This window comes from Streptomyces sp. NPDC001816, from assembly GCF_042892235.1.
GTDB lineage: Bacteria > Actinomycetota > Actinomycetes > Streptomycetales > Streptomycetaceae > Streptomyces.
Map to the genome: position 1 here is coordinate 421,776 of NZ_JBIATY010000002.1, position 21,026 is coordinate 442,801.

Sequence of the window (21,026 nt, forward strand, 5' to 3'; positions counted from 1 at the left end):
TCCCTGGTGCTGTGCTGCGACGGCGGGCGAACCGCGCCTCGATGAACGGCTGCAGAGAAGGTGTCGGGAAGCCCCGGGACGGGCTTCGGCGGCGGCCACGGCAGGCGAGTACCGTGAGTTCGTTAGGAAATTAACTAACGAAGTAGAGTGCGTCAAGAGGCACGCCATCCCAGCGCTCCTCACCAGCAGACTGCGGCTCGAATCTGGGGGAGAGCATGATCCTGAGCGAGAGCGCCCGCGCGGTGTTCGCCGTCCTGGCCACGGCCGGCTCCGCCACCCGCCCCCGGCTGGCGGCCGACGCGGGCCTGTCGAAACCGACGGTCTCCGCAGCCGTGGCCGAGCTGGAGGCAGCGGGGCTCGCCGCCCACTCCGGTACGGCCTCCGGCGGCATCGGCCGCACCGCCGCCGTCTACCGTCTGGGCCCGGCCGCCGGGACCGTGCTCGCCGTGGACCTCGGCCCCGCCCACACCCGGGTACGCGGCTGCGCCCTCGACGGCAGCCTGCTCGCCGAGGCCACCACCTCCCGGGCCGATGCCGCCGACGCCGTGCGCGAGACCCTCGTCGCGCTGCCCGCCGACGCCCCGCTGCGCACCATCGTCGTCGCCGTCGGCGACGTCACGGCACAGGACCGCGAGGGCACCGGCATGCGGCCCGCGACCGCCAAGGCCGGGCCCGCCTACGACGCGATGGCCGTCGCACTGCCGCCCGGTGTCCCCGTCCACCTCGAGAACAACGTGAACTGCGCCGCGCTCGCCGAGCTGCACGAGGGCGCCGCCCGCGGCCGCCACACCTTCGGCTATCTGCGGATCGGCGTGGGCGTCGGCCTCGGCATCGTCGTCGGCGGCCGGGTGCTGCGCGGAGCCAACGGCGCCGCGGGCGAGCTGGCCCGGCTGCCCTACCCCTGGGACGACGACCGCGAACCGCGCCGCGAGGCCCTGGAGGAGTACGTCGGTGCGCACTCCCTGCTGCACCGGGCCGCCAGGGCCTGGCAGTCCGCCGACGGCCCCTGCCCCCGCACCACCGAGCAGCTCTTCGCCCTCGCCGCCGAGGGCCGGGCGACGGCCCGCGCCGTCGTCGCCCGCCATGCCGCCGACGTGGGCCGGCTCGCCGCCGCCGTGGCCGCCGTGCTGGACCCCGGGCTGATCGTGCTCGGCGGCAGCACCGGCGCGGACCCGCAGCTCCTGCCCGGTGTCCGGGCCGAACTGGAGCGGCTGAGCTGGCCCACCGAGGTGGTCAGCAGCACGGTCGGGGACCTCGGCACCGTCACCGGCGCGGCCGGGCTCGCGGTCGCACGAGGAGTCCAAACCGTGACCGAGGCCGTGCGGGCGAAGGATTGACGGCCTCCGACTCGGTCTGCCAATGTCCGGACAAGCGCTTTCTAAGCCGGGCGGGACCCCGGCTCAGGGGTGGGCGTCCCGACCGTACGCGACGTACGGCAGCCACGCGAGGGCGTGCTCGCTGGGCAACGGCCGTCAGGGCCGGGGACCCGCACCCGTCAGGTGCGCGGCCGGGCGAGGCCGCGTACCGGAAAGCGATTCCAACACCAAGGCGCCCGAGCCGAGTTGACCGGCTCCGGGATCCGTCACGCACCTTCAGGGAGGACCCGGTGGGTCACCAGATCTCGCGCAGAACCCTCTTCCGCACCGCGAGCGGGCTGGCCGTCGCCGGCGCGCTCGGCTCCACGCTCGCCGCCTGTGCCGGCGGCACCGGCGCGGGCAGCGACAGCGGCAAGCTGACCATGACCTGGTGGGGCAGCGACGACCGGCACGCCGCGTACAAGAAGGCCCTCGCCTCCTTCCAGAAGAAGAACTCGAAGATCGAGATCGAGACCCGCTACCAGGGCTACGACGGCTACTTCGACAAGTTCAACACCCAGGTCGCCGGCGGTAGCGCCCCCGACCTGCTGCAGATGGACACCGCGCTGGTCGCGCAGTACGCCCGCAAGGGCATCCTCGCCCCGCTCGACTCCTACGTCGGCAAGTCCCTGGACCTGACGGGCTTCTCCAAGACGCTCCTGGCCGCCGGCACCGTCGACGGCAAGCTGTACGGCGTCCCGTCCGGCATCGGCGTCAACCAGCTCACCGTCAACCGCTCCGGCCTGGAGCAGCTCGGCCTGAAGCTGCCCGACCGCGAGTGGACCTGGAACGACCTGAAGAAGATCGCGGCCGACGTCTACAAGAAGAGCGGCGGCAAGCAGTACGGCGTCGACGACGGCGGCGGCTCCACCCTGCAGTGCTTCGAGATCTTCGCCCGCGAGAAGGGCCAGCAGTTCTTCTCCGACGACGGCAAGAAGCTCGGCTTCACCGCCGACACCCTGCAGGAGTGGTGGGAGTTCTGGGCCGGGATGCGGAAGGACCACGCCTCCCCGCCGCCCGCCGTCACCTCGGCCGCGCACAACGACCTCACCAAGAACGCGGTCGTCATCGGCAAGGCCCTGTTCACCTTCGACTCCGGTGTCTACGGCGCCGGCGGCTCGATCACCGACGCCCAGCTGGACTTCCTGCCCACCCCGCAGGGCGACTGGTCCGGTGCCCGCGAGGGCAACTTCGTCAACGGCGGTGTGCTGCTGAGCGCCACCAAGGCCAGCAAGCAGATCGCCGACTCGGTGAAGATCATGGACTTCTTCGCCCAGGACGCCACCGCCATCAAGGACATGCAGCTGCTGCGCGGCATCCCGCCGACCCAGAAGGCCCGTTCGCTGATCTCCGGCGGGCTGACCGAGACCGACAAGCTGAACATGGCGAACGCCGACTACATCTCCCAGCGGGTCTCCAAGGCTGCGGGCGCGCTGCCCGCGCCTGTGCCCCCGCCCAAGGGCGCGGACCAGATCTGGGACCTGCTGTTCCAGTCCAACCTGGCGGTCGCCTTCGGCAAGAAGTCCATCAAGGCGCAGCTGAGCGAGTTCTTCGACCAGGCGCAGTCGATCCTCGCGGGCTGACCGCCCGCCCCAGCACAGTCAGGCACCGGGAGAGGGCCAGGGAGAAGATGAGCATGACCACCACCAAGACCGACGAGGTCGTGGGGGAGGCGCCGGCGGCCCCGGCGACCCCCGCCGACCGGCGCGAGCGGGAACGGATGCGCCGGCGCGCCGCCAGACGGCGCGGCGGTGGCTGGTGGCCCTACCTCTTCCTGGCCCCCTGGTTCGTCGGCCTGTTCGGCCTGACGATCTACCCGATGCTGGACTCGCTGTACCTGTCCTTCACGGACTTCGACCTGCTCTCGTCCGCCCAGTGGGTCGGCACCGAGAACTACTCGCACATGTTCACCGACGACCCGGTGTTCTGGGACTCGGTGCACGCCACCCTGCTGTACGTCCTCGTCTCCGTGCCGCTGAAGCTGGCGCTCGCGCTCGGCGTGGCCATCCTGCTCAACCGCCCGCTGAAGGGCCTCGGCGTCTACCGGGCCGCCTTCTACCTGCCCTCGCTGCTCGGCGGCGCGGTCGCCGTGGCCATCGTGTGGCGGCAGGTCTTCGGCGGGGACGGCCTGTTCAACGACTTCCTCGGCTGGTTCGGCATCAGGGGCCAGGACTGGATCTCCAGCCCCGACACCTCGATCTACACGCTCATCCTGCTGGCCGTGTGGCAGTTCGGCACCCCGATGGTCATCTTCCTTGCCGGCCTGAAGCAACTGCCGAAGGATGTCTACGAGGCCGCGGCGATCGACGGCGCCGGAACGTTCACCAGGTTCTTCCGGATCACGCTTCCGCTGCTCACCCCGATCGTCTTCTTCAACGTGGTCCTGCAGATCATCGACGGGTTCAAGACGTTCACCCCCGCCTATGTCGTGAGCAACGGCACCGGCGGACCGCTCAACTCGACCATGTTGTACTCCCTCTATCTGTACAAGAAGGGCTTCACCGACCTGCAGATGGGATACGCCTCGGCACTGGCCTGGGTGCTGTTCCTGGTCATCGCGGGCTTCACGGCGGTCAACTTCATCGCCAGCCGTTACTGGGTTCATTACGACGACTGAGCGAGGAGTTCTGTCCACCATGTCCGCCATCACGCCCGGCGTCTCGCCGCTCAGCAAGCTGCGCTCGCTCACCGGCCCCCGCCGCATCCTTCTGCACACGCTGCTCATCGGCGTTGCCCTGCTCATGCTCTACCCGCTGCTGTGGATGCTCAGCAGCTCCCTCAAGCCCGACACCGAGATCTTCACGCACCCCGGTCTGATCCCGGAGAAGGTGCACGCCGCCAACTACTCCGAGGGCTGGAGCGGTTCCGGCAACTCCTTCTCGCTCTACATCACCAACTCGCTGATCGTCACGATCGGTGCGGTGATCGGAAACGTGATCTCCTGCTCGCTGGCCGCCTATGCCTTCGCGCGCCTCGAGTTCCGCGGCAAGAAGATCTTGTTCGGCGTGATGCTCGGCACGCTCATGCTGCCCATGCAGGCCACGCTGATCCCGCAGTACACGATCTTCTACAACCTGACCTGGATCAACACCTTCCTGCCGCTGATCGTCCCCAAGTTCCTCGCCACGGACGCCTTCTTCATCTTCCTGATGGTGCAGTTCATCCGCTCCATCCCGCGCGAGCTGGACCAGGCCGCGATGATGGACGGCGCCAACCCCTTCCAGATCTACTGGAAGATCATCCTGCCACTGATGAAGCCGGCCCTGGTCACCACCACGATCTTCACCTTCATCTGGACCTACGACGACTTCCTCAGCCAGCTCGTCTACCTCCAGCAGAACGACCGCTTCACCGTCCCGCTCGGCCTCACCCTTTTCCTGGACAAGACCAGCGGCTCCTCGTACGGCGCCATGTTCGCCATGTCGACGCTCGCCCTCCTTCCGACGCTCATCTGCTTCCTCATCTTCCAGAAGAGACTGGTGGAAGGCTTGGCGACCTCCGGCATGAAGGGCTGATCCACCCGTGCATCTCCCTCACCAGCGCGGCCCGTTGCACGACCTCCCGGACACCCCCGAGGCGTACGACGCGGTCCTCGCCGACGTCACCGAGCAGGCCCTCGCCCGCCTCACCCCCGAGGGCAACCTGGAACACCCCGACGCCGGCGACGACATCGGCGACACCTCCCTCGGCATCACCTCCCTGTTGGCCCTCGCCTGGCAGCGCGGCCGGGACCCGCGGCTGCCGGAAGCGGTGCGCCGCAGCCTCGCCTTCCATCTGCGCGAGCGCGTCTACACCGACGACAACCCCGGCTACCCGAACCTGCGCACCACCGACTCGGGCCTGCCGTACGCCCGTTACGTACTGGAAGCGGGCGCGCACCCCATCGGTGACTGGCCGAGCACGGTGTGGGCGCTGCTCCAGGCGGTCAACGTCCTCGACGCGGCCGACGGCCTCCTGGACGACGAACAGCGCACCGCGCTCACGGAGTTGGCCCACGGCTACTGGCGCCGGCTGACCGAGGCGACCTTCTTCAACCCGCAGGAGGCGGGCAACCAGGCCATCGGCTGCGTGGTCGGCGGCCTGATGCTGGCCCGCCATCTCCCCGACGGGCCGGGGGACCAGGTCCGCGCCCGCGCGCTCGCCCTGTACGCCGACGAGATCCGTGCCCACCGGGTCCGCGACCGGGGTGCCCTGCTGCCGCCCGAGCACGGCGGGGCGTACGACAACAACTACGGCCCGATCTCCCTCTCCTTCCTCGCCCAGGCCCACCGGGTCAGCGGCGAGGAGGTGTTCGCCGAGGACGGAGAGGCGCTCGCCCGCTACATCGACGCCCGTCTGACGAGCGGCGGCTTCGACAACGGCGGCCCCCGCTACAGCGAACAGCACTCCGGGTTCGAATCCGTCCTGGGCCTGCGCTACTTCGGCGCACGCATCGGCGCGGACCTGGGCCGCTACCGGGGCGACACCCGCTGGGGACGGCACGCGGTCCAGCGCGACGGCCGCATCGACGGGCACTTCGCCTTCATGCTGGTCTGGCAGATCCAGGACACCACCCGCTGGCACCGCGTCCCGTCGACCGCGCCCGCCCGCCACCAACTGCGCTCCGGCACGGTCTCCGTCGCCTTCGACAGCCGCATGACCCCCTCGCTCGTCGAGGCGGCCGGCACCTACTACCTGCCCGCCGCCGTGCGCCGCCAGCACGGGTTCGGCCCGGTCACGGACGGCTTCCTGCTGTGCCGTCCCATGGGCGAGGTGCGCGTCCGTGATGTCCGCGCCGACGGGCTCGCGGCCAAGCTGGTCACCAAGCCGGTCGTCGGCCGCGACCATGTGCTGCGCCATGTGCGGTCGCTGTACGTCACCGACGGCACCAGCCTGTGGGTGACGGTCGCCGTCGAGCGGCTCGACGGGGCGCCGTACCTGCTGTCCGGGCTGCCGTACGCCGCCGACGACGGCGACCGGGTGCGCCGCGTCGCCGAGGGCGAGGTCGTCGCCGCGGGCGGGCTGCGCCTCACGCACCCCGCGCACCCGGGCCCCGACCACTTCGACGCCCGCGCCGAACTCACCCAGGAACAGGCGGCGTTCGCGCTCGCGGCCGACCCGCGCGGCTACGGCAACCCCGACGAGGGCTGGCGCCACCTGGTCGACTCCACCGCACTGGAGGCCGCCCCGGCACCGGGCGCTCCGCAGGGCCTGCACGTGTTCGCCGTACGCTACGGGCCCGGCGGCCCCTTCGCACCCGCCTTCGACAGCGACGAGCAGGGGCTGACGGTACGCACCGAGGCGTTCACCGCGGTGCTCGGGGATCCGGCGGGCGATGCCACCGGCGAACCCGTGCTCACGCTGAGCGTCTGAGGACCCTAGGGCAGCGCGCCGGGCGGCACGACCAGGTCCGCCCGGTCCCGCGTCGTCGCGATCAGGTCGGCGTTGCGCTGGTCCGTCCCCAGGACCCAGGCCACGGCCGCCTCGCGCTCCTTGCCGAACTCCTCGTGCCGGGCGACCAGCCGGCGGATCCGCTCCTGCTCGTCGATCTCGCAGTACCACACCTCGTCCAGGCACGACCGCACCCGCGCCCACGAACCCTCCGCCAGCAGCAGGTAGTTGCCCTCCGTCACCACCAGCCGCGCCGTCGGCGGCACGGGGATGGCGCCCGCGACCGGCTGCTCCAGGACCCGCTCGAACCCGGGCGCGTACACCACCTCGCCGGTCTCCTCGTGCAGCCGCCGCAGCAGAGCCGCGTACCCGGCCGCGTCGAAGGTGTCCGGCGCGCCCTTGCGGTCCCGGCGGCCGAGCCGGTCCAGCTCGACGTCGGCCAGATGGAAGCCGTCCATGGGGACGTGTGCCACCCAGGGCGGGCCGTCGGCGTTCAGGGCGCGCACCAGATGCTCGGCCAGCGTGGTCTTTCCCGAGCCCGGGCCGCCCGCGATCCCGAGGATCGCGCGCCGCCCGCCCCCGGCCAGGGCACGGGCGCGGGTGAGCAGGTCGTCGAAGGTCAGCGGCACACAGCAGAGTGTGTCACCGGAGGCGACGACGGTGAGAGTCGGGCCGGAAGGTTCGAAAGTCTGGCTCATGTGGCGCTCGCCACCCACTGGAGCGCACTCCATGGGGAATGGTGCTGGGTATGACTCAGCTCGGACTGCCCGACACCATCCTGGCCTGTCTGTTCGACCTCGACGGGGTCGTCACCAAGACGGCCGTCGTGCACGCGGCCGCCTGGAAGGAGACGTTCGACGCATTCCTGCGCGACTACGAGGGCCCGCAGGCGCGGCCGTTCGACGCGATCGCCGAATACGACGAGTACGTCGACGGCCGCCCGCGCGCCGACGGCGTCCGTTCCTTCCTCGACTCGCGCGGCATCCACCTGCCCGAGGGCGGCCCCGACGACCCGCCCGACGCCCGCACCGTGCACGGCCTCGGCAACCGCAAGAACGACCTGCTGCTGGAGCGGATCCGCACCGGCGGCGTGGAGGCCTACGAGGGCACCCTGCGCTATCTGGAGGCCGTGCGCGCGCAGGGGCTGCGCACCGCGATCGTCTCCTCCAGCGCCAACTGCCAGGACGTGCTGCGGGCCGTCGGCGCCGAGCACTTCTTCGACGTCCGCATCGACGGCGTGGTCGCCGCCGAGCGGAACCTGCCGGGCAAGCCGCACCCCGACACCTTCCTGGCCGCCGCCCACGACCTGGGCGTCGAGCCGGCCCAGGCGGCCGTCTTCGAGGACGCGCTGGCCGGCATGGAGGCGGGCCGCTCGGGCGCCTTCGGCTACGTCGTCGGCGTCGACCGGGTCGGACAGGCCGACGCCCTGTATGCACACGGCGCGAGCATCGTCGTCAAGGATCTCGCCGAGCTGGGAGGCAAGCAGTGATCACCCACCGGTCGTACACGGTCGAGCCGTGGGCCGTGCGCGAGACGGACCTGAACCTCGACGTCCTCGCCCAGAGCGAGTCGGTGTTCGCGCTGTCCAACGGCCATGTCGGCTGGCGCGGCAACCTGGACGAGGGCGAACCGCACGGCCTGCCCGGCAGCTACCTCAACGGGGTGCACGAGGTGCACCCGCTGCCGTACGCGGAGGCCGGCTACGGCTACCCGGAGTCCGGGCAGACGGTCATCGACGTCACCAACGGCAAGATCCTGCGTCTGCTGGTGGACGACGAGCCCTTCGACCTGCGCTACGGCCGGCTCGTCGCCCACGAGCGCGTCCTTGACCTGCGCCGCGGAGTGCTGGAGCGGGCCGTCGAGTGGACGTCCCCGGCCGGCTCCACGGTCCGGGTCCGCTCGACCCGGCTGGTGTCGCTGACCCAGCGGGCGGTGGCCGCGGTGGCGTACGAGGTGGAGGCCGTCGGCCGCCGCAGCCGGGTGGTGATCCAGTCGGAGCTGGTCGCCAACGAACAGCTGCCCGGCTCGAACGGCGACCCGCGCGCCGCGATGGCGCTGCAGTCGCCGCTGGAGCGGGAGGACGACCTCGCCGCCGGCAACCGGCTGCGGCTGGTGCACCGCACCCGGCGCAGCGGCCTGCGGGTGGCCGTGGCCGCCGACCACGTGGTCACCGGTCCCGAGCGCACCACGACCCGCGGCGAGAGCGGCGGCGACGTCGCCCGGCTCACCGTCACCTCCGTCCTGGAGCCGGGCCAGACGCTGCGGGTGGAGAAGCTGGTCGCCCACGGCTGGTCCGGCACCCGCTCGCTGCCCGCGATGGCCGACCAGGTCGACGCCGCCCTCGCGGCCGCCGCGCACGACGGCTGGCAGGGACTCCTGGACGAGCAGCGTGCCTACTTGGACGACTTCTGGTCCGGCGCGGACGTCGAGGTGGACGGCGACGAGGAGATCCAGCAGGCCGTACGGTTCGCCCTCTTCCACGTCCTGCAGGCCGGCGCCCGCGCCGAGCAGCGGGCGATACCTGCCAAGGGCCTGACCGGCTCCGGCTACGACGGGCACGCCTTCTGGGACACCGAGATGTTCGTGCTGCCCGTCCTCACCCACACCGCCCCGGAGGCCGTCGCCGAGGCGCTGCGCTGGCGGTACAACACCCTCGACGAGGCACGCGAGCGTGCGACCCAACTGGGGCTCGGCGGGGCCGCGTTCCCCTGGCGGACCATCCAGGGCGCGGAGGGCTCGGCGTACTGGCCGGCCGGCACCGCGGCCTTCCATGTGAACGCCGACATTGCCGACGCGGTCGTCCGCTACGTCGAGGCCACCGGCGACACCCGATTCGAGCGGGAGGCGGGAGTGGAGCTGCTGGTGGAGACCGCCCGCCTGTGGCGCTCGCTCGGCCACCACGACCACCACGGGGTCTTCCACATCGACGGCGTCACCGGCCCCGACGAGTACAGCGCGGTGGCCGACGACAACACGTACACCAACCTGATGGCCCGCCAGAACCTGCTGGCCGCCGCCGACGCCGTCGAACGGCACCCGCGCGAGGCGGAGCGCCTGGGCGTGGACGCGGAGGAGAGCGCGGCCTGGCGGGACGCCGCCGAGGCCGTGCACGTCCCGTACAACGACGAAATCGGCGTCCACGAGCAGCACGCCGGATTCACCCGCTACCAGCGCTGGGACTTCGCGCAGACCCGACCCGAGCAGTACCCGCTGCTGCTGAACTTCCCCTACTTCGATCTCTACCGCAAACAGGTCGTCAAGCAGGCCGACCTGGTGCTGGCCATGTACACGTGCGGCGACCGCTTCGACGACGAGCAGGTGGCCCGCAACTTCGCCTACTACGAGCCGCTGACCGTACGCGACTCGTCCCTGTCCGCCTGCTGCCAGGCCGTCATCGCCGCGCAGGCGGGCCATCTGCGGCTCGCCTACGACTACACGGCCGAGGCGGCCCTGATGGACCTGGAGGACCTGGAGCACAACACCCGGGACGGACTGCACATCGCCTCGCTGGCCGGGACCTGGATGGCGCTGGTCGCGGGCTTCGGCGGACTGCGCCGCGACGGCGGGGGGCTGCGGTTCGCGCCGCGCCTGCCCGAGCGCCTGAGCCGCCTGGCCTTCAGCCTCCAGTTCCGCGGCCGCCGCCTCAGGGTGGAGATCGGCGCAGACAAGGCGGCGTACACGCTGCTGGACGGGGAGCCCCTCACGCTGCACCACCACGGGGAGGCGCTGCGGGTGAGCGCGGACGAGCCCGCCGTCCGCTCCGTACCTCCGGTCAGCCCCCGCCCGGCTCCGGAGCAGCCCCTGCACCGGGCGCCGAACGTCGGCTGAGCGTCAGCTCGGCGTCCCGGACAGCAGACCGAGCAGGTCGCCCGTCGCGTCGGCGGCGAGCAGGGCGGCGAGGGTGCCCAGGGCGAGGACGGCCACCGCGGCGGGCCACAGCTGCGGGAGCGGGCTCGTCTGGAGCGCCGCGATCCGGCGGGAGACCGCGCGGTCGGTGAAGTTCAGGGTGCACGCCGGGCGGGCCCGTCCGGCGGTGAGTGCGGCTCGGGCCAGGGCGCGGGCGGTGGTCCGCCGGTCCCCGACGGCGGTCGCGGCCTGCTCGTCCGCCCAGCGCTCCACGAGGAAGACCACGGCCGAACGGACCGGTGCGAGCAGCGGGTTGGCCGCCACGGCCAGGGTCGCCGCGGTCACCAGGGGCCCGTGGCGGTGCGTCAGATGCGCGCGCTCGTGGGCGAGCAGCACCCGCCGCTCGTCCGGCGCCAGCGCGCCCAGCATCGCCGAGGTGACCAGGATCCGGCCCGGCCGGCCCGGGATCGCGAACGCCTGCGGCACATCGGAGGCGGCGACGATCAACTCCGTGTCCGCGGGCTGCCCCGTGCACAGCCGCCGCAGCGCCCGCCGGGTGCGCCGCTCGGCGCGCACCGCCCGGTGCACCCGCCACACGACGACGGCCAGCGCCACCGCCGCGGCGACGCCGATCACCTCCGGCACCGGATCCACCAGCCGACGCCCGTCCTCGCGGGCCTCCCGCACCACCGGCGGCGCGTCCCCGACCAGCGCGGCCGCCAGCAGCACCAGCGTCCAGGTCGTGGCCGCGGCGGTCAGTACGGCCGCCGACGTCAGCACGCGCGCGGCGAGTGCGGGCGCCACCCGGCCGCCGATCACCGGCGCGACGCCGGACAGCAGCAGCGACAGCAGCAGCGGGGTGTAGACGTCGAACCTCATGCGCCGCCTCCGGCGAGGAGTTCCCGCAGCGCCCGCTCCTCCTCAGGGCTCAGGCCGGTCACGAACTGCTGGAGCGCCGCGATCGGATCCGGGCCCCGGTCCAGGGCCTCGTGCATCGCCGCGGCGGTCAGCTCCGCCGCGTTCTTCGCGGGACGGTACGCGCCGCGCCGCCCGTGGGCGTCCCGCAGCACCAAGCCCTTGTCGTACAGGCGTTTGAGGATGGTGTGCACGGTGTTGTAGGCGAGCCCGCCGCCGATCTCGGTCTGGATCTCCGCCGGTGTCAGCGGCCTCTCGGTGGCCCAGAGTGCGGCCAGTACCTCGCTCTCCAGCTCCCCGGCGCTGCGCCGCTCCGCCCTGTTGCGGGACCCTGTGCCAGCCATGCCCCAACCTTACAGCGCGTAGTGCCGTCAGCCGGATGGTCCTGTTCACCCGACACCGGCCTGTGATCCGCGTTAGTTTGTCGGTGTTTTCCCCGATCCCGCCTTTGGGTCCTACGGGCTGTAGGGTGCAAGTCGACCCTACGAGTTGTAGGGGGAATAGGGGTGATCATGATCGGCAGCGTGCACGCCACAGCCGACGCGGCCCGGCGCGAGCGCTCGCGCCGCCCGTCCGCCGGCCCCGGACGGGCCCGCGCCTACTGGCCGCTCGCGGCCGTCGCGGCAACCTTCACGCTGGCCCAACTGCTCCTGGTCCGGCCCGGCATGGGCCTCGGCTGGGACGAGACGGTGTACGTCAGCCAGGTCAGCGGACACGCTCCGGCCGCCTTCTTCAGCGCACCCCGCGCGCGGGGTGTCTCCCTGCTGGTCGCACCGGTCGCCGCCTGGTCCTCCTCGACCGCGCTGCTGCGGGTCTACCTCGCGCTTCTGTCCGGCCTCGCCCTCTTCCTGGCCCTGCGCGCCTGGCGGGGCCTGTTCCCCGTCCGCGTGCTCGCCCTCGCCGGCGCCCTGTTCGCCTCCCTGTGGGTGACCCTGTTCTACGGTCCCCAGGCCATGCCCAACTACTGGGTGGCCGTCGCAGCCCTCGCCGCCGCGGCCTGCTTCCTGCGCGCCCGATCCGACCGGGCCGACCATGCCGCACTGTGGGGCCTGGGTGCGAGCGCGGCGCTGATGGCCTGGATGCGCCCCGTGGATGCCGTCTGGGTCACGTTGCCGCTCCTCGCGTTCGGCCTGGTGCGCCGCCACTGGCGGCCCCTCCTCGTCCTTCTCGCCGGGCTCGCCGCCGGGGCGCTCGAGTGGGTCATCGAGGCGTACGTCAGTTACGGCGGCCTCGCCCAGCGACTCGCCGACGGCTCCGAGATCCAGGGTGGACTCGGCCTGCACTTCGCCGTCGTCGATCAGCTCCGCAGCCTCGGCGGACGGGCGCTGTGCCGGCCGTGCACGGGAGCGCTGCCCCACCCGGTGGTCACCGTCTGGTGGTTCGTGCTGCCCGTACTCGCCGCGCTCGGTCTCACGGTCGCGGTCCGGGCCCGCCGCACGGCGCCGACCCTGTTGGCTTTCACCTGCGCGGCCACGGCCGCCGTCCCCTACCTGTTCCTGATCGGCTACGCGGCGCCCCGCTTCCTGCTCCCCGCCTACGCCCTGCTGTCGATCCCCGTCGCCGTCGCGCTCCTCCATCTGGTGACCGCGCCCGCCCGTGCCTGGCGGCCGGTGGTCGTCACCCTGCTGGCGCTCGGGCTCGCCGCCCACCTCGCGGTGCAACTCGCCGTCCTGACGGGCGCCGTGAACCGCACCACCGCCGCCCACCGCGACTGGTCCCGCACCGCCGCCGCCCTGCACGGGCTGGGCGTCCGTCAGCCCTGTCTGGTCACCGGGCACGAGGCCATCCCGGTGGCGTTCTACGCCGGCTGTTCCTCGGCGGCGACGACCGGGCACAACGCCAACAGCACGGAAGAGGCCATCACCCGCACCGCGCGCCACACCCCGGTCGCCGCCCTGGTGCCCGCGGGCTCCCGGCCACCGCGGTACGCCCGCTCGTGGCCCTCCGTGCCGCTCGACGGACTGCGCCTCTACTACGCCGTACCGGAGGCCGGTTCATGACCTGGCGCCGTGGCAGACACGGGGGAGGCGGCCGATGACCCAGCACGCCGTACAGGAGGCGCCCCAGGACGCGCTGCACCCAGGCGCCGGCCCGCTGCCGACCGCTCCCGCGGACCTCGCCGTCGGCCGCGGCCGGGCCTACTGGCACACGCTGGTCTGCCTCGCCGTCCTGCTGGGCGCGGCCTACGTGGCCCGGCGGCACTGGCCGACGGTGGAGACCGGGGCGCTGCGGCTGGCCGTCGCCGACGAGGGGTGGCTGCTGCTCGGCGCGGTGGCGGCCGCCGGCACCTGGGCGGCCTCGGCGCTCGCCCAGCAGGGCGCGGTCGCCCGGCGGCTGCCCGGACCGCGGCTGCTCGCCGCCCAGTTCGCCGCCTGCGCCGCCAACCACCTGCTGCCCGCCGGGCTCGGCGCCGGCGCGGTGAACCTGCGCTTCCTGATGCGCTGCGGACTGCCGGCGGGCCGCTCGGCCGGTGCGCTCGCCGTCAAGGCCACCGCCGGAGCCGTCGTCCGCCTCGCCCTGATCGCGGTGCTCGCTCCGCTCTGCCCGGGCCTGCTGCGCGTCCCGCACGTCTCCCCGGCCGCGGTCGCCGCCGTGCTCGGCGCCGCCGCCCTGCTCGTGGCCCTCCTGGCCGGTCCGCTGCGCCCGCGCTGCCGCCGCGCGCTGGCGTGCGTGCTGGCCGACATCCGTACCGTGCACGCCTGCCCGGCCCGTGCCGCCGCCCTGTGGGGCGGCTCGCTGGCCTTCGCCGCCCTGCACTCCCTGGTGCTCATCTCCGTCGCCCAGGCCGTCCAGCTGTCCCTGCCCCCGCTCCAGGTGGCCCTGCTGTACCTCGCCGCCAGCTGCGCGGCCGCCCTGCTGCCCACCCCGGGCGGGCTCGGCTCCCTGGACGCCGCCCTCGCCCTCGCGCTGACCGGGTCCGGCGCCCCCGCCGCGACCGCGGCCTCCGCCGTACTCGGCTACCGGCTGCTCACCGTATGGCTGCCGCTGCTCCCGGGCCTCCTCGTGCTGGCGGTGCTCGTCCGGCGCAAGGCCCTGTGACCGGGCGGGAGTTTCCCGGACGCCCGCGCCAGGTAGGAGACGAACGGGGCCTGGCGGCACAGGAGGGGGAACGGCATGACGGAGCGTCACATCGCGGGGCGGCCGGCGGAGGAGTTCTTCACGCCCGGCAGCTCGTCCTTCACCGAGTTCCTGGCCGCGCACCGGCCCGGCCTGCTGCCCACAGCGCCGCCGTTCCCGGACGGGGTCCGCGCCGCGCCCGGCAGCATCCCGCACGGCACCACGGTGCTCGCCCTCACCTTCCGCGACGGCGTGCTGATCGCCGGAGACCGCAGGGCCACCATGGGCAACCTCATCGCCCAGCGTGACCTGGAGAAGGTGCACCCGGCGGACGGCCACACCGCCGTCGCCTTCGCCGGAACCGTCGGCCTCGCGCTCGACATGGTCCGGCTCTACCAGGTCGAACTCACGCACTTCGAGAAGATCGAGGGCACCCCGATGTCCTTGGCGGCCAAGGCGACCCGCCTCGCGGCCATGATCCGGCAGAACCTCGCCCAGGCCATGCAGGGCCTCGCCGTCGTCCCGCTGCTCGCCGGTTACGACAGCACCGCGCCCGAGGGCGGCCGCGGCCGCATCTTCTCCTTCGACGCGGCCGGCGGACTGTACGAGAAACGGCACTTCCACGCCGAGGGCTCCGGCTCCCCGTACGCCCGGGGCGCCCTGAAGAAACTGTTCCGGCCGGACCTCACCCGCCGGGAGGCCGCCCTGGCAGCGCTCCAGGCGCTGTACGACGCCGCCGACGACGACTCGGCCACCGGTGGCCCCGACCTGAACCGCCGTATCTTCCCGGTGGTCTCGGCCATCACCGAGGACGGCTTCGAGCGGCTGCCCGAGGCCGAGACCGAGGAGCTGAGTCGCGAGACGGTCCGGCAGCGCAGCGGCCGCCCGGACGGCCCGCACGCCGCCGCCTGACCCTCGGCCCGCTCACTCGGGACACATCAGGACGCGTTCACCCCGGGCCAGGCTCGCCGGTGTCGGTGTCGGTGTCGGTGTCGGTGTCGGTGTCAGTGCTCAGGCGCAGGGGCAGCCACCAGGCCGCCGCGCACAGCCACAGCCCGAGCCAGCCGATGGCGAACAGCCAGCCGCCGAGCACGTCGGTGAACCAGTGCACGCCGAGGAAGGCCCGCGTCAGGCCCACCCCCACCCCCCAGCAGGCGACCCCGAGGCAGAGCGGTATGCGGCCGTGCGGGGCGCGCAGGCACAGCGCGAGGATCACCAGACCGGCCGTGAGGGCCCCCGTGGTGCTGTGCCCCGATGGGAACGACCAACCGGAGGCGTGCGTCTGCCAGTCGAAGGAGGGCGGGCGAGCCCGGCCGATCAGCTCCATGACGCCGTACCGCACGGCCTGGCCGGTGGCGAGGCAGGCGGCCATGAGCAGCGCACCGACCAGCCGCTGCCGCCGGCTGCGGCCCGTCAGCAGCCCGGCCACGACGACCACCGCGTACGGGAGCACTCCGGTGCCGGTGGCGGTCAGTCCGCGGGTGACGGCGACGGCCATCGGCGGCCGGTGCTCGACGGACCAGGTCAGCAGGGCGTGGTCGAAGAACAGCGGGGCGCCGTGCCGGCCGTGGACGGCCATTGCCAGCACGCCGAACGCCGCCCAGGCGCTGAGCGAGAGACTGCCCGCCAGTACGGCGAGGGTCTTGCTGTTCATGACACCAGCAGTGGACGCAGCCGGGTCGCCGCCAGCCGTCCGGACAGTCCCCGCGGCCAGTGCCGGAGCAGGGTCATCACCAGGAAGGCGACCGGGCCGCCGACGAGGGCTCCCACGAGGACGTCGTGCGGGTAGTGGACGCCCACCCACACCCGGGAGGCCGCCATGGCGACGGCGAACCCGGAGGCGAGGAGTCCCAGCCGGCGGGAGACGAAGAACAGGGCGACCGCCGCGGCCACCGCGATCGCGGTGTGATTGCTGGGGAACGACCAGTCACCCGGCGCCGGACACGCCTCCAGGGTGGGGAAGGGCAGACCCCGGCAGGGCCGGTCCTCCCGGACCAGCGCCTTCAGCCCGGCGTCCGCGCCGAAGGCCACCAGCACCGCCACCGGAACGGACAGCGCCGTCGTCCCCGCCGCGGCGTCGACCCGGCGGGCCCGCCACCAGCCCACGACCATGAGCAGCGCGAACACCGCCAGGCCGTACGTCGACCACAGCGTGACGACGCCGTCCAGCCGGCCGGGGGAGCGGTGGGCGAGCTCCACCACGTCCCGGTAGAGCGGCCCGTCGACCGACGAGGCCGTGAGCGCCAGGATCATCCGCGGGCCTCCTTGGCCGCCCTGCGGGAGCGCAGCACCTCGGCGGCGAGCGGGAGGAGCGACACGACGACGATCAGCGCGATCACCGGCAGCAGGTACTTGTCCACGTTCGGGATCGAGGAGCCCAGCGCGTATCCGGCCAGGGTGAGGCCGAGGCTCCACACCAGCCCGCCCGCCGCCTGCCAGAGGGTGAACGTCCGGGCCGGCACGCCCAGCGCGCCCGCCATCGGGTTCAGCACCGTCCGTACCACCGGCACGAAGCGGGCCAGCACGATCGCCTTCGCGTGTCCGTAGCGCTCCAGCAGCTCCTCGGCGCGTTGCGCGCCCTCGTGCATCCGGGCCGACCGGCTGCGGGCCAGCAGGGCGCCGCCCGCCTTGCGGCCGATCAGATACCCGCACTGCGAACCCGCGAGCGCGCCGACGGCCGCGGCGGCCAGCAGCGGCCCGAGCGAGAGGTGCACACCGCGGTCGGACGCGCCCGTGCACAGCAGCCCCGCCGTGAACAGCAGGGAGTCGCCGGGCAGGAAGAAGCCGATCAGCAGGCCCGTCTCGGCGAACAGCACCACCCCGACGCCGATCACCCCGAAGGCGGCCAGCAGGGAGTGCGCGTCGAGCACGTTGACCGCGAGCTGCGACGACAGGTCTGAGGGAGTGGCCATCGCCGCACGCCCTTTCCTCGGTTGCTTCTGACTCGACTGCTTCCGACTACGCATGTGTAGACCGTCTACCGAACTGTAGACGATTCGAGTGTGTGCATCGTTCCCGGACTTTGCCCGCCTATTGCTGCTTCATGACTGACTGACTACATCCCTGTAGTCATGATGGTCTGCGAAGGTAAGGCATGCCTTCACTAAGTCGGGAGGGTCGCAGGGCATGTGGGACGACGCGTTTCCGAGTTTCCTGATCGGACTGAGGGAGGGACTCGAAGCCGGACTCATCGTCTCCATCCTCATCGCCACACTCGTGCGGGCCGAGGCGCGCTCGCGGCTGCCGCAGGTGTGGACGGGTGTCCTGGCCGCGATCGCCGTCGCGATGAGCTTCGGCGCGGTCCTCACCTTCACCGCCGCGTCCCTGTCGGCGACCGCCCAGGAGGCGTTCGGCGGCACCCTCGGCGTGATCGCCGTCGCGTTCGTCACCGCCATGGTGTTCTGGATGCGCCGTTCGGCCCGCAGCCTCTCCGGTGAGCTGAGGGAGAAGGTCACCGGCGCGCTCGCGATGGGCTCCGGGATGCTGGTCCTCACCTCCTTCCTCGCGGTCGGCCGCGAGGGCCTGGAGACGGCCCTGTTCCTGTGGACCACCGCCCGGGCGGCCGGCGAGTCGGCCGGCCCGCTGACCGGCGCCGCCATCGGCCTGGTCCTCGCGGCGGGCCTGTGCTGGGGCCTGTACCGCCGGGTCCTGAAGATCAACCTGACCAGGTTCTTCACCGTCACCGGCGGCGTCCTCATCGTCATCGCGGCCGGAGTCCTCGGCTACGGCCTGCGCGACCTCCAGGAGGGCGGGGTGCTGCCCGGTGGCACCGCGTACGCGGTCGACCTGACCGGCAGCGTCGACGCCGGCTCCTGGTACAGCACCCTGGTCCAGGGCGTGTTCAACCTGACCCCGGCCATGACCTGGCTGCAGGTGGTGGCCTACGTCGCCTACCTCGCCGTGGTGATGACCCTGTTCGTCCGCGGGGGTCGCGCCACCACCCCGAAGCCGGCCGCCGAACGGCCCGCGCCCGAGCCGAAGGCGGCTCGCCCGCAGCGGCGCCGCCCCGTGTGGGTGATCCCGGCCGCCGTGGTCGCCGTACCCGCCGTGCTCGCCGGACTCGTCGTCGCCCTCTCCCGGCCCAAGCCCGCCGGCGACCAGACCGTCGCCGTCTCCGAGACCGAGTGCGGCAAGGGCTTCACCGCACCCAGGCCCGGCCGGCAGACCTTCCAGATGCACAACACCGGCGGCAGGACCTCCGAGGTGTACCTGATCGACCCGTCGACCAGCGCGGTCTACGGCGAGATCGAGGGCCTGGCCCCCGGCACCACCCGCGACCTGGTCGCCACGGTCGCCGGCGGCACCTACGCCTGGCGCTGTGTCCCGACCGGCGGCAAGGCCGTCACGTCCAAGGCGGTACGGGTGAGCGGCGGCGGAGCGGCCAAGCCGGTCGTCCCCGTCTCCGCACAGGACCTCGCCGCACCCCTGAAGGCGTACCGGACCTACGTCGAGCAGGGCCTGGCCAGGCTCGTCGCCCAGACCCGCACCCTCGACGACGACATCGAGGGCGGCCACCTCGACCGGGCCCGCAGCGACTGGCTCACCGCCCACCGCACCTACACCTCCCTGGGCGCCGCCTACGGCACCTTCGAGGACTTCGACCAGAAGATCGACGGGCGCCCCGACGGACTGCCGAACGGCGTCCAGGACAAGGACTTCACCGGCTTCCTGCGCCTGGAGCACGGTCTGTGGCACGGGGAGCCGGCCAAGAGCCTGCGTGCGCCCGCCCAGCAGCTCGCCGACGCGGCCGCGGGACTGCAAAAGGCCTTCCCGGCCCAGGAATTCGACCCCGGCGACCTGCCGTTGCGCGCCCACGAGATCCTGGAGAACACCCTCCAGTTCGAGCTGACCGGCGACACGGACCAGGGCAGCGGCACGGGCCTCGCCACCGCCGACGCCAACCTCGCCGGCACCCGCGAACTGCTCACCGTCCTCCAGCCGCTGCTGACCAGCCGCGCACCCCGGCTGCTCCCGACGGTCGACGCGGACGTCGCCCGGCTGCAGAAGCTCCTGGACGCGGCCCACGACGGCACTCACTGGACCCCCGTCGACCGGCTCGCCGCCACCGACCGGCAGCGCCTCGACGGAGCCACCGGGCAGCTGCTGGAAGACCTCGCCCCGGTCCCGGACCTCCTCGAGATCCGGAAGTCCGCCTGATGACCACCGAGCACCCGCACCCCGAAGGGAACCCTCCGATGTCCTCTGCCGACACCCCCGTCTGCCCGGCCCGCCGCTCCTTCGTGCGGACCGCGCTGGGCGCCGGAGCCGCCGGCGCGGTCCTGGCCGGCGGCGGCTTCGCGCTCGCCGAGAGCGGCGGCACGGCCCGGGCACAGGACACGGGCGCGGACAGCGGTGCGAAGGTCCCCTTCCACGGCGCCCACCAGGCCGGCATCGTCACCCCGGCGCCGGCCGCGGCCACCTTCGTCTCCTTCGACGTCATCGCCGACGACCGCACGGGCCTCGCCGACCTGCTGCGCACCATCACCGAACGGGCCCGCTTCCTCACCTCCGGCGGCACCCCCGCCGACCTCGGCGTCGGCGCGCCGCCCTCCGACAACGGCATCCTCGGCCCCGAGGTCCCCCCGGACGCCCTGACCGTCACGGTCGGCGTCGGCGCCTCCCTCTTCGACGACCGCTACGGCCTCGCCAAGGCCAGGCCCGCCCGGCTGACCCCGATGCGGACCTTCCCGAACGACAACCTGAATGCGGCCGAGTGCCACGGCGACCTGTCCCTCCAGCTGTGCGCGGGCAGCCAGGACACCGTGCTGCACGCCCTGCGCGACATCGCCCGGCACACCCGCGGCGCCATGCAGATCAAGTGGCGCATCGACGGCTTCCAGAACGCCCCGCGCCCCACCGGAGCCCAGCGCAACCTGCTCGGCTTCAAGGACGGCATCGCCAACCCGGACGTCACCTCGGCCCGCGAGACCGACCGGCTGATCTGGGTCGGCGACGGGCAGGGCGAGCCGGCCTGGGCCAAGGGCGGCAGCTACCAGGTGATCCGGATCATCCGGATGCTCGTGGAGTTCTGGGACCGGGTCTCGCTGACCGAGCAGGAGAAGATGTTCGGCCGCCGCAAGGACACCGGCGCCCCGCTCGACGGAGCCAGGGAGACCGACATCCCCGACTACACCAAGGACCCGCACGGCACCGCGATCCCGGTGGACGCCCACATCCGCCTCGCCAACCCGCGCACCGCGAAGAGCGACAGCTCCCGCATCCTGCGCCGCGGCTACAACTACGACCGGGGCGTGGACAAGGTCGGCAACCTCGACATGGGCCTGGCCTTCTGCTGCTACCAGCAGGACGTCAAGCGCCAGTTCGAGGCCGTACAGACCCGGCTGATCGACGAACCCCTGGTCGACTACATCTCCCCGACGGGCGGCGGCTACTTCTTCGCGCTGCCCGGCGTGCGCGACGGGCGGGACTGGCTCGGCCGGGGCCTGCTCGCCGCCTGACCCGTCCTCTCGGCCACGGCCTTTC

General features: G+C 72.8%; 18 protein-coding genes. 12 read left to right on the forward strand and 6 right to left on the reverse strand.

The genetic code is table 11. From position 1 onward, the window contains the following. Positions 1-215 precede the first annotated feature (215 nt). The 5 genes from ACFYZZ_RS07645 (at position 216) to ACFYZZ_RS07665 (ending at position 6,707) form a co-directional block, all read left to right on the forward strand. Entirely contained in the window at positions 216-1,337 is a 1,122-nt protein-coding gene (locus tag ACFYZZ_RS07645) for an ROK family protein (protein ID WP_389172675.1), read from the forward strand. 269 nt (positions 1,338-1,606) lie between these two features. Then, complete coding sequence (locus ACFYZZ_RS07650; protein ID WP_389172677.1) at positions 1,607-2,938, forward strand: ABC transporter substrate-binding protein; 1,332 nt, start codon at positions 1,607-1,609, stop codon at positions 2,936-2,938. Positions 2,939-2,991: 53 nt separating this feature from the next. Further along, positions 2,992-3,972 (forward strand): carbohydrate ABC transporter permease, encoded by a 981-nt coding sequence (locus ACFYZZ_RS07655; protein WP_389172679.1) that lies wholly within the window; start codon positions 2,992-2,994, stop codon positions 3,970-3,972. Positions 3,973-3,991: 19 nt separating this feature from the next. After that, positions 3,992-4,870, forward strand: coding sequence for a carbohydrate ABC transporter permease (locus ACFYZZ_RS07660; RefSeq protein ID WP_389172681.1), 879 nt, complete (start codon positions 3,992-3,994; stop codon positions 4,868-4,870). Between the two features lie 7 nt (positions 4,871-4,877). Then, positions 4,878-6,707, forward strand: a complete 1,830-nt coding sequence (locus tag ACFYZZ_RS07665) for a hypothetical protein (protein ID WP_389172683.1) — start codon at positions 4,878-4,880, stop codon at positions 6,705-6,707. 5 nt (positions 6,708-6,712) lie between these two features. Here the strand turns inward: ACFYZZ_RS07665 and ACFYZZ_RS07670 are convergent, their stop codons facing one another. Then, positions 6,713-7,354, reverse strand: coding sequence for a nucleoside/nucleotide kinase family protein (locus tag ACFYZZ_RS07670; RefSeq protein WP_389173664.1), 642 nt, complete (start codon positions 7,352-7,354; stop codon positions 6,713-6,715). Positions 7,355-7,473: 119 nt separating this feature from the next. Here ACFYZZ_RS07670 and ACFYZZ_RS07675 point away from each other — a divergent pair, with 119 nt between their 5' ends. Both ACFYZZ_RS07675 and ACFYZZ_RS07680 read left to right on the forward strand, forming a co-directional pair. Beyond that, on the forward strand, positions 7,474-8,214 hold the full coding sequence (locus ACFYZZ_RS07675) for a beta-phosphoglucomutase family hydrolase (RefSeq protein WP_389172685.1): 741 nt from the start codon (positions 7,474-7,476) through the stop codon (positions 8,212-8,214). Beyond that, positions 8,211-10,553, forward strand: coding sequence for a glycoside hydrolase family 65 protein (locus tag ACFYZZ_RS07680; RefSeq protein WP_389172686.1), 2,343 nt, complete (start codon positions 8,211-8,213; stop codon positions 10,551-10,553). Before ACFYZZ_RS07675 ends, ACFYZZ_RS07680 begins: the two co-directional genes overlap by 4 nt. 3 nt (positions 10,554-10,556) lie before the next feature. Here ACFYZZ_RS07680 and ACFYZZ_RS07685 read toward each other — a convergent pair whose 3' ends face one another. Both ACFYZZ_RS07685 and ACFYZZ_RS07690 read right to left on the reverse strand, forming a co-directional pair. Beyond that, positions 10,557-11,450: a M48 family metalloprotease gene (locus ACFYZZ_RS07685; RefSeq protein ID WP_389172688.1), complete on the reverse strand. Its 894-nt coding sequence runs from the start codon at positions 11,448-11,450 to the stop codon at positions 10,557-10,559. Continuing rightward, positions 11,447-11,830: a BlaI/MecI/CopY family transcriptional regulator gene (locus ACFYZZ_RS07690; protein WP_389172690.1), complete on the reverse strand. Its 384-nt coding sequence runs from the start codon at positions 11,828-11,830 to the stop codon at positions 11,447-11,449. Before ACFYZZ_RS07690 ends, ACFYZZ_RS07685 begins: the two co-directional genes overlap by 4 nt. Before the next feature lie 168 nt (positions 11,831-11,998). Between ACFYZZ_RS07690 and ACFYZZ_RS07695 the strand changes: the two genes are divergently transcribed. From ACFYZZ_RS07695 to prcB, 3 genes are all read left to right on the forward strand, one after another. Beyond that, the gene (locus ACFYZZ_RS07695) at positions 11,999-13,486 is read left to right on the forward strand and encodes a hypothetical protein (RefSeq protein ID WP_389172692.1); all 1,488 of its coding nucleotides are present in this window, start codon (positions 11,999-12,001) and stop codon (positions 13,484-13,486) included. A gap of 34 nt (positions 13,487-13,520) precedes the next feature. After that, positions 13,521-14,525 carry a lysylphosphatidylglycerol synthase domain-containing protein gene (locus tag ACFYZZ_RS07700; protein ID WP_389172694.1) on the forward strand — a complete coding sequence of 335 codons (1,005 nt, stop codon included), beginning with the start codon at positions 13,521-13,523 and terminating at the stop codon, positions 14,523-14,525. A 75-nt stretch (positions 14,526-14,600) separates the two neighbouring features. Continuing rightward, complete coding sequence (prcB, locus tag ACFYZZ_RS07705) at positions 14,601-15,455, forward strand: proteasome subunit beta (protein WP_389172696.1); 855 nt, start codon at positions 14,601-14,603, stop codon at positions 15,453-15,455. A gap of 37 nt (positions 15,456-15,492) precedes the next feature. On the opposite strand, the gene ACFYZZ_RS07710 is transcribed toward prcB, so the two are convergent. Genes ACFYZZ_RS07710 through ACFYZZ_RS07720 form a run of 3 tightly spaced genes read right to left on the reverse strand, consistent with a single transcriptional unit; the run spans position 15,493 to position 17,455 of the window. Further along, the gene (locus ACFYZZ_RS07710) at positions 15,493-16,197 is read right to left on the reverse strand and encodes a phosphatase PAP2 family protein (protein ID WP_389172698.1); all 705 of its coding nucleotides are present in this window, start codon (positions 16,195-16,197) and stop codon (positions 15,493-15,495) included. After that, on the reverse strand, positions 16,194-16,796 hold the full coding sequence (locus ACFYZZ_RS07715) for a phosphatase PAP2 family protein (RefSeq protein WP_389172700.1): 603 nt from the start codon (positions 16,794-16,796) through the stop codon (positions 16,194-16,196). The genes ACFYZZ_RS07710 and ACFYZZ_RS07715 overlap by 4 nt, the downstream gene beginning before the upstream one ends. Beyond that, positions 16,793-17,455, reverse strand: a complete 663-nt coding sequence (locus tag ACFYZZ_RS07720; RefSeq protein ID WP_389172702.1) for a DedA family protein — start codon at positions 17,453-17,455, stop codon at positions 16,793-16,795. Before ACFYZZ_RS07720 ends, ACFYZZ_RS07715 begins: the two co-directional genes overlap by 4 nt. Before the next feature lie 214 nt (positions 17,456-17,669). Here ACFYZZ_RS07720 and efeU point away from each other — a divergent pair, with 214 nt between their 5' ends. After that, positions 17,670-19,700, forward strand: a complete 2,031-nt coding sequence (efeU, locus tag ACFYZZ_RS07725) for an iron uptake transporter permease EfeU (RefSeq protein WP_389172704.1) — start codon at positions 17,670-17,672, stop codon at positions 19,698-19,700. Between the two features lie 38 nt (positions 19,701-19,738). Further along, positions 19,739-21,001, forward strand: a complete 1,263-nt coding sequence (gene efeB / locus ACFYZZ_RS07730; protein WP_389172705.1) for an iron uptake transporter deferrochelatase/peroxidase subunit — start codon at positions 19,739-19,741, stop codon at positions 20,999-21,001. Positions 21,002-21,026: the final 25 nt, after the last annotated feature.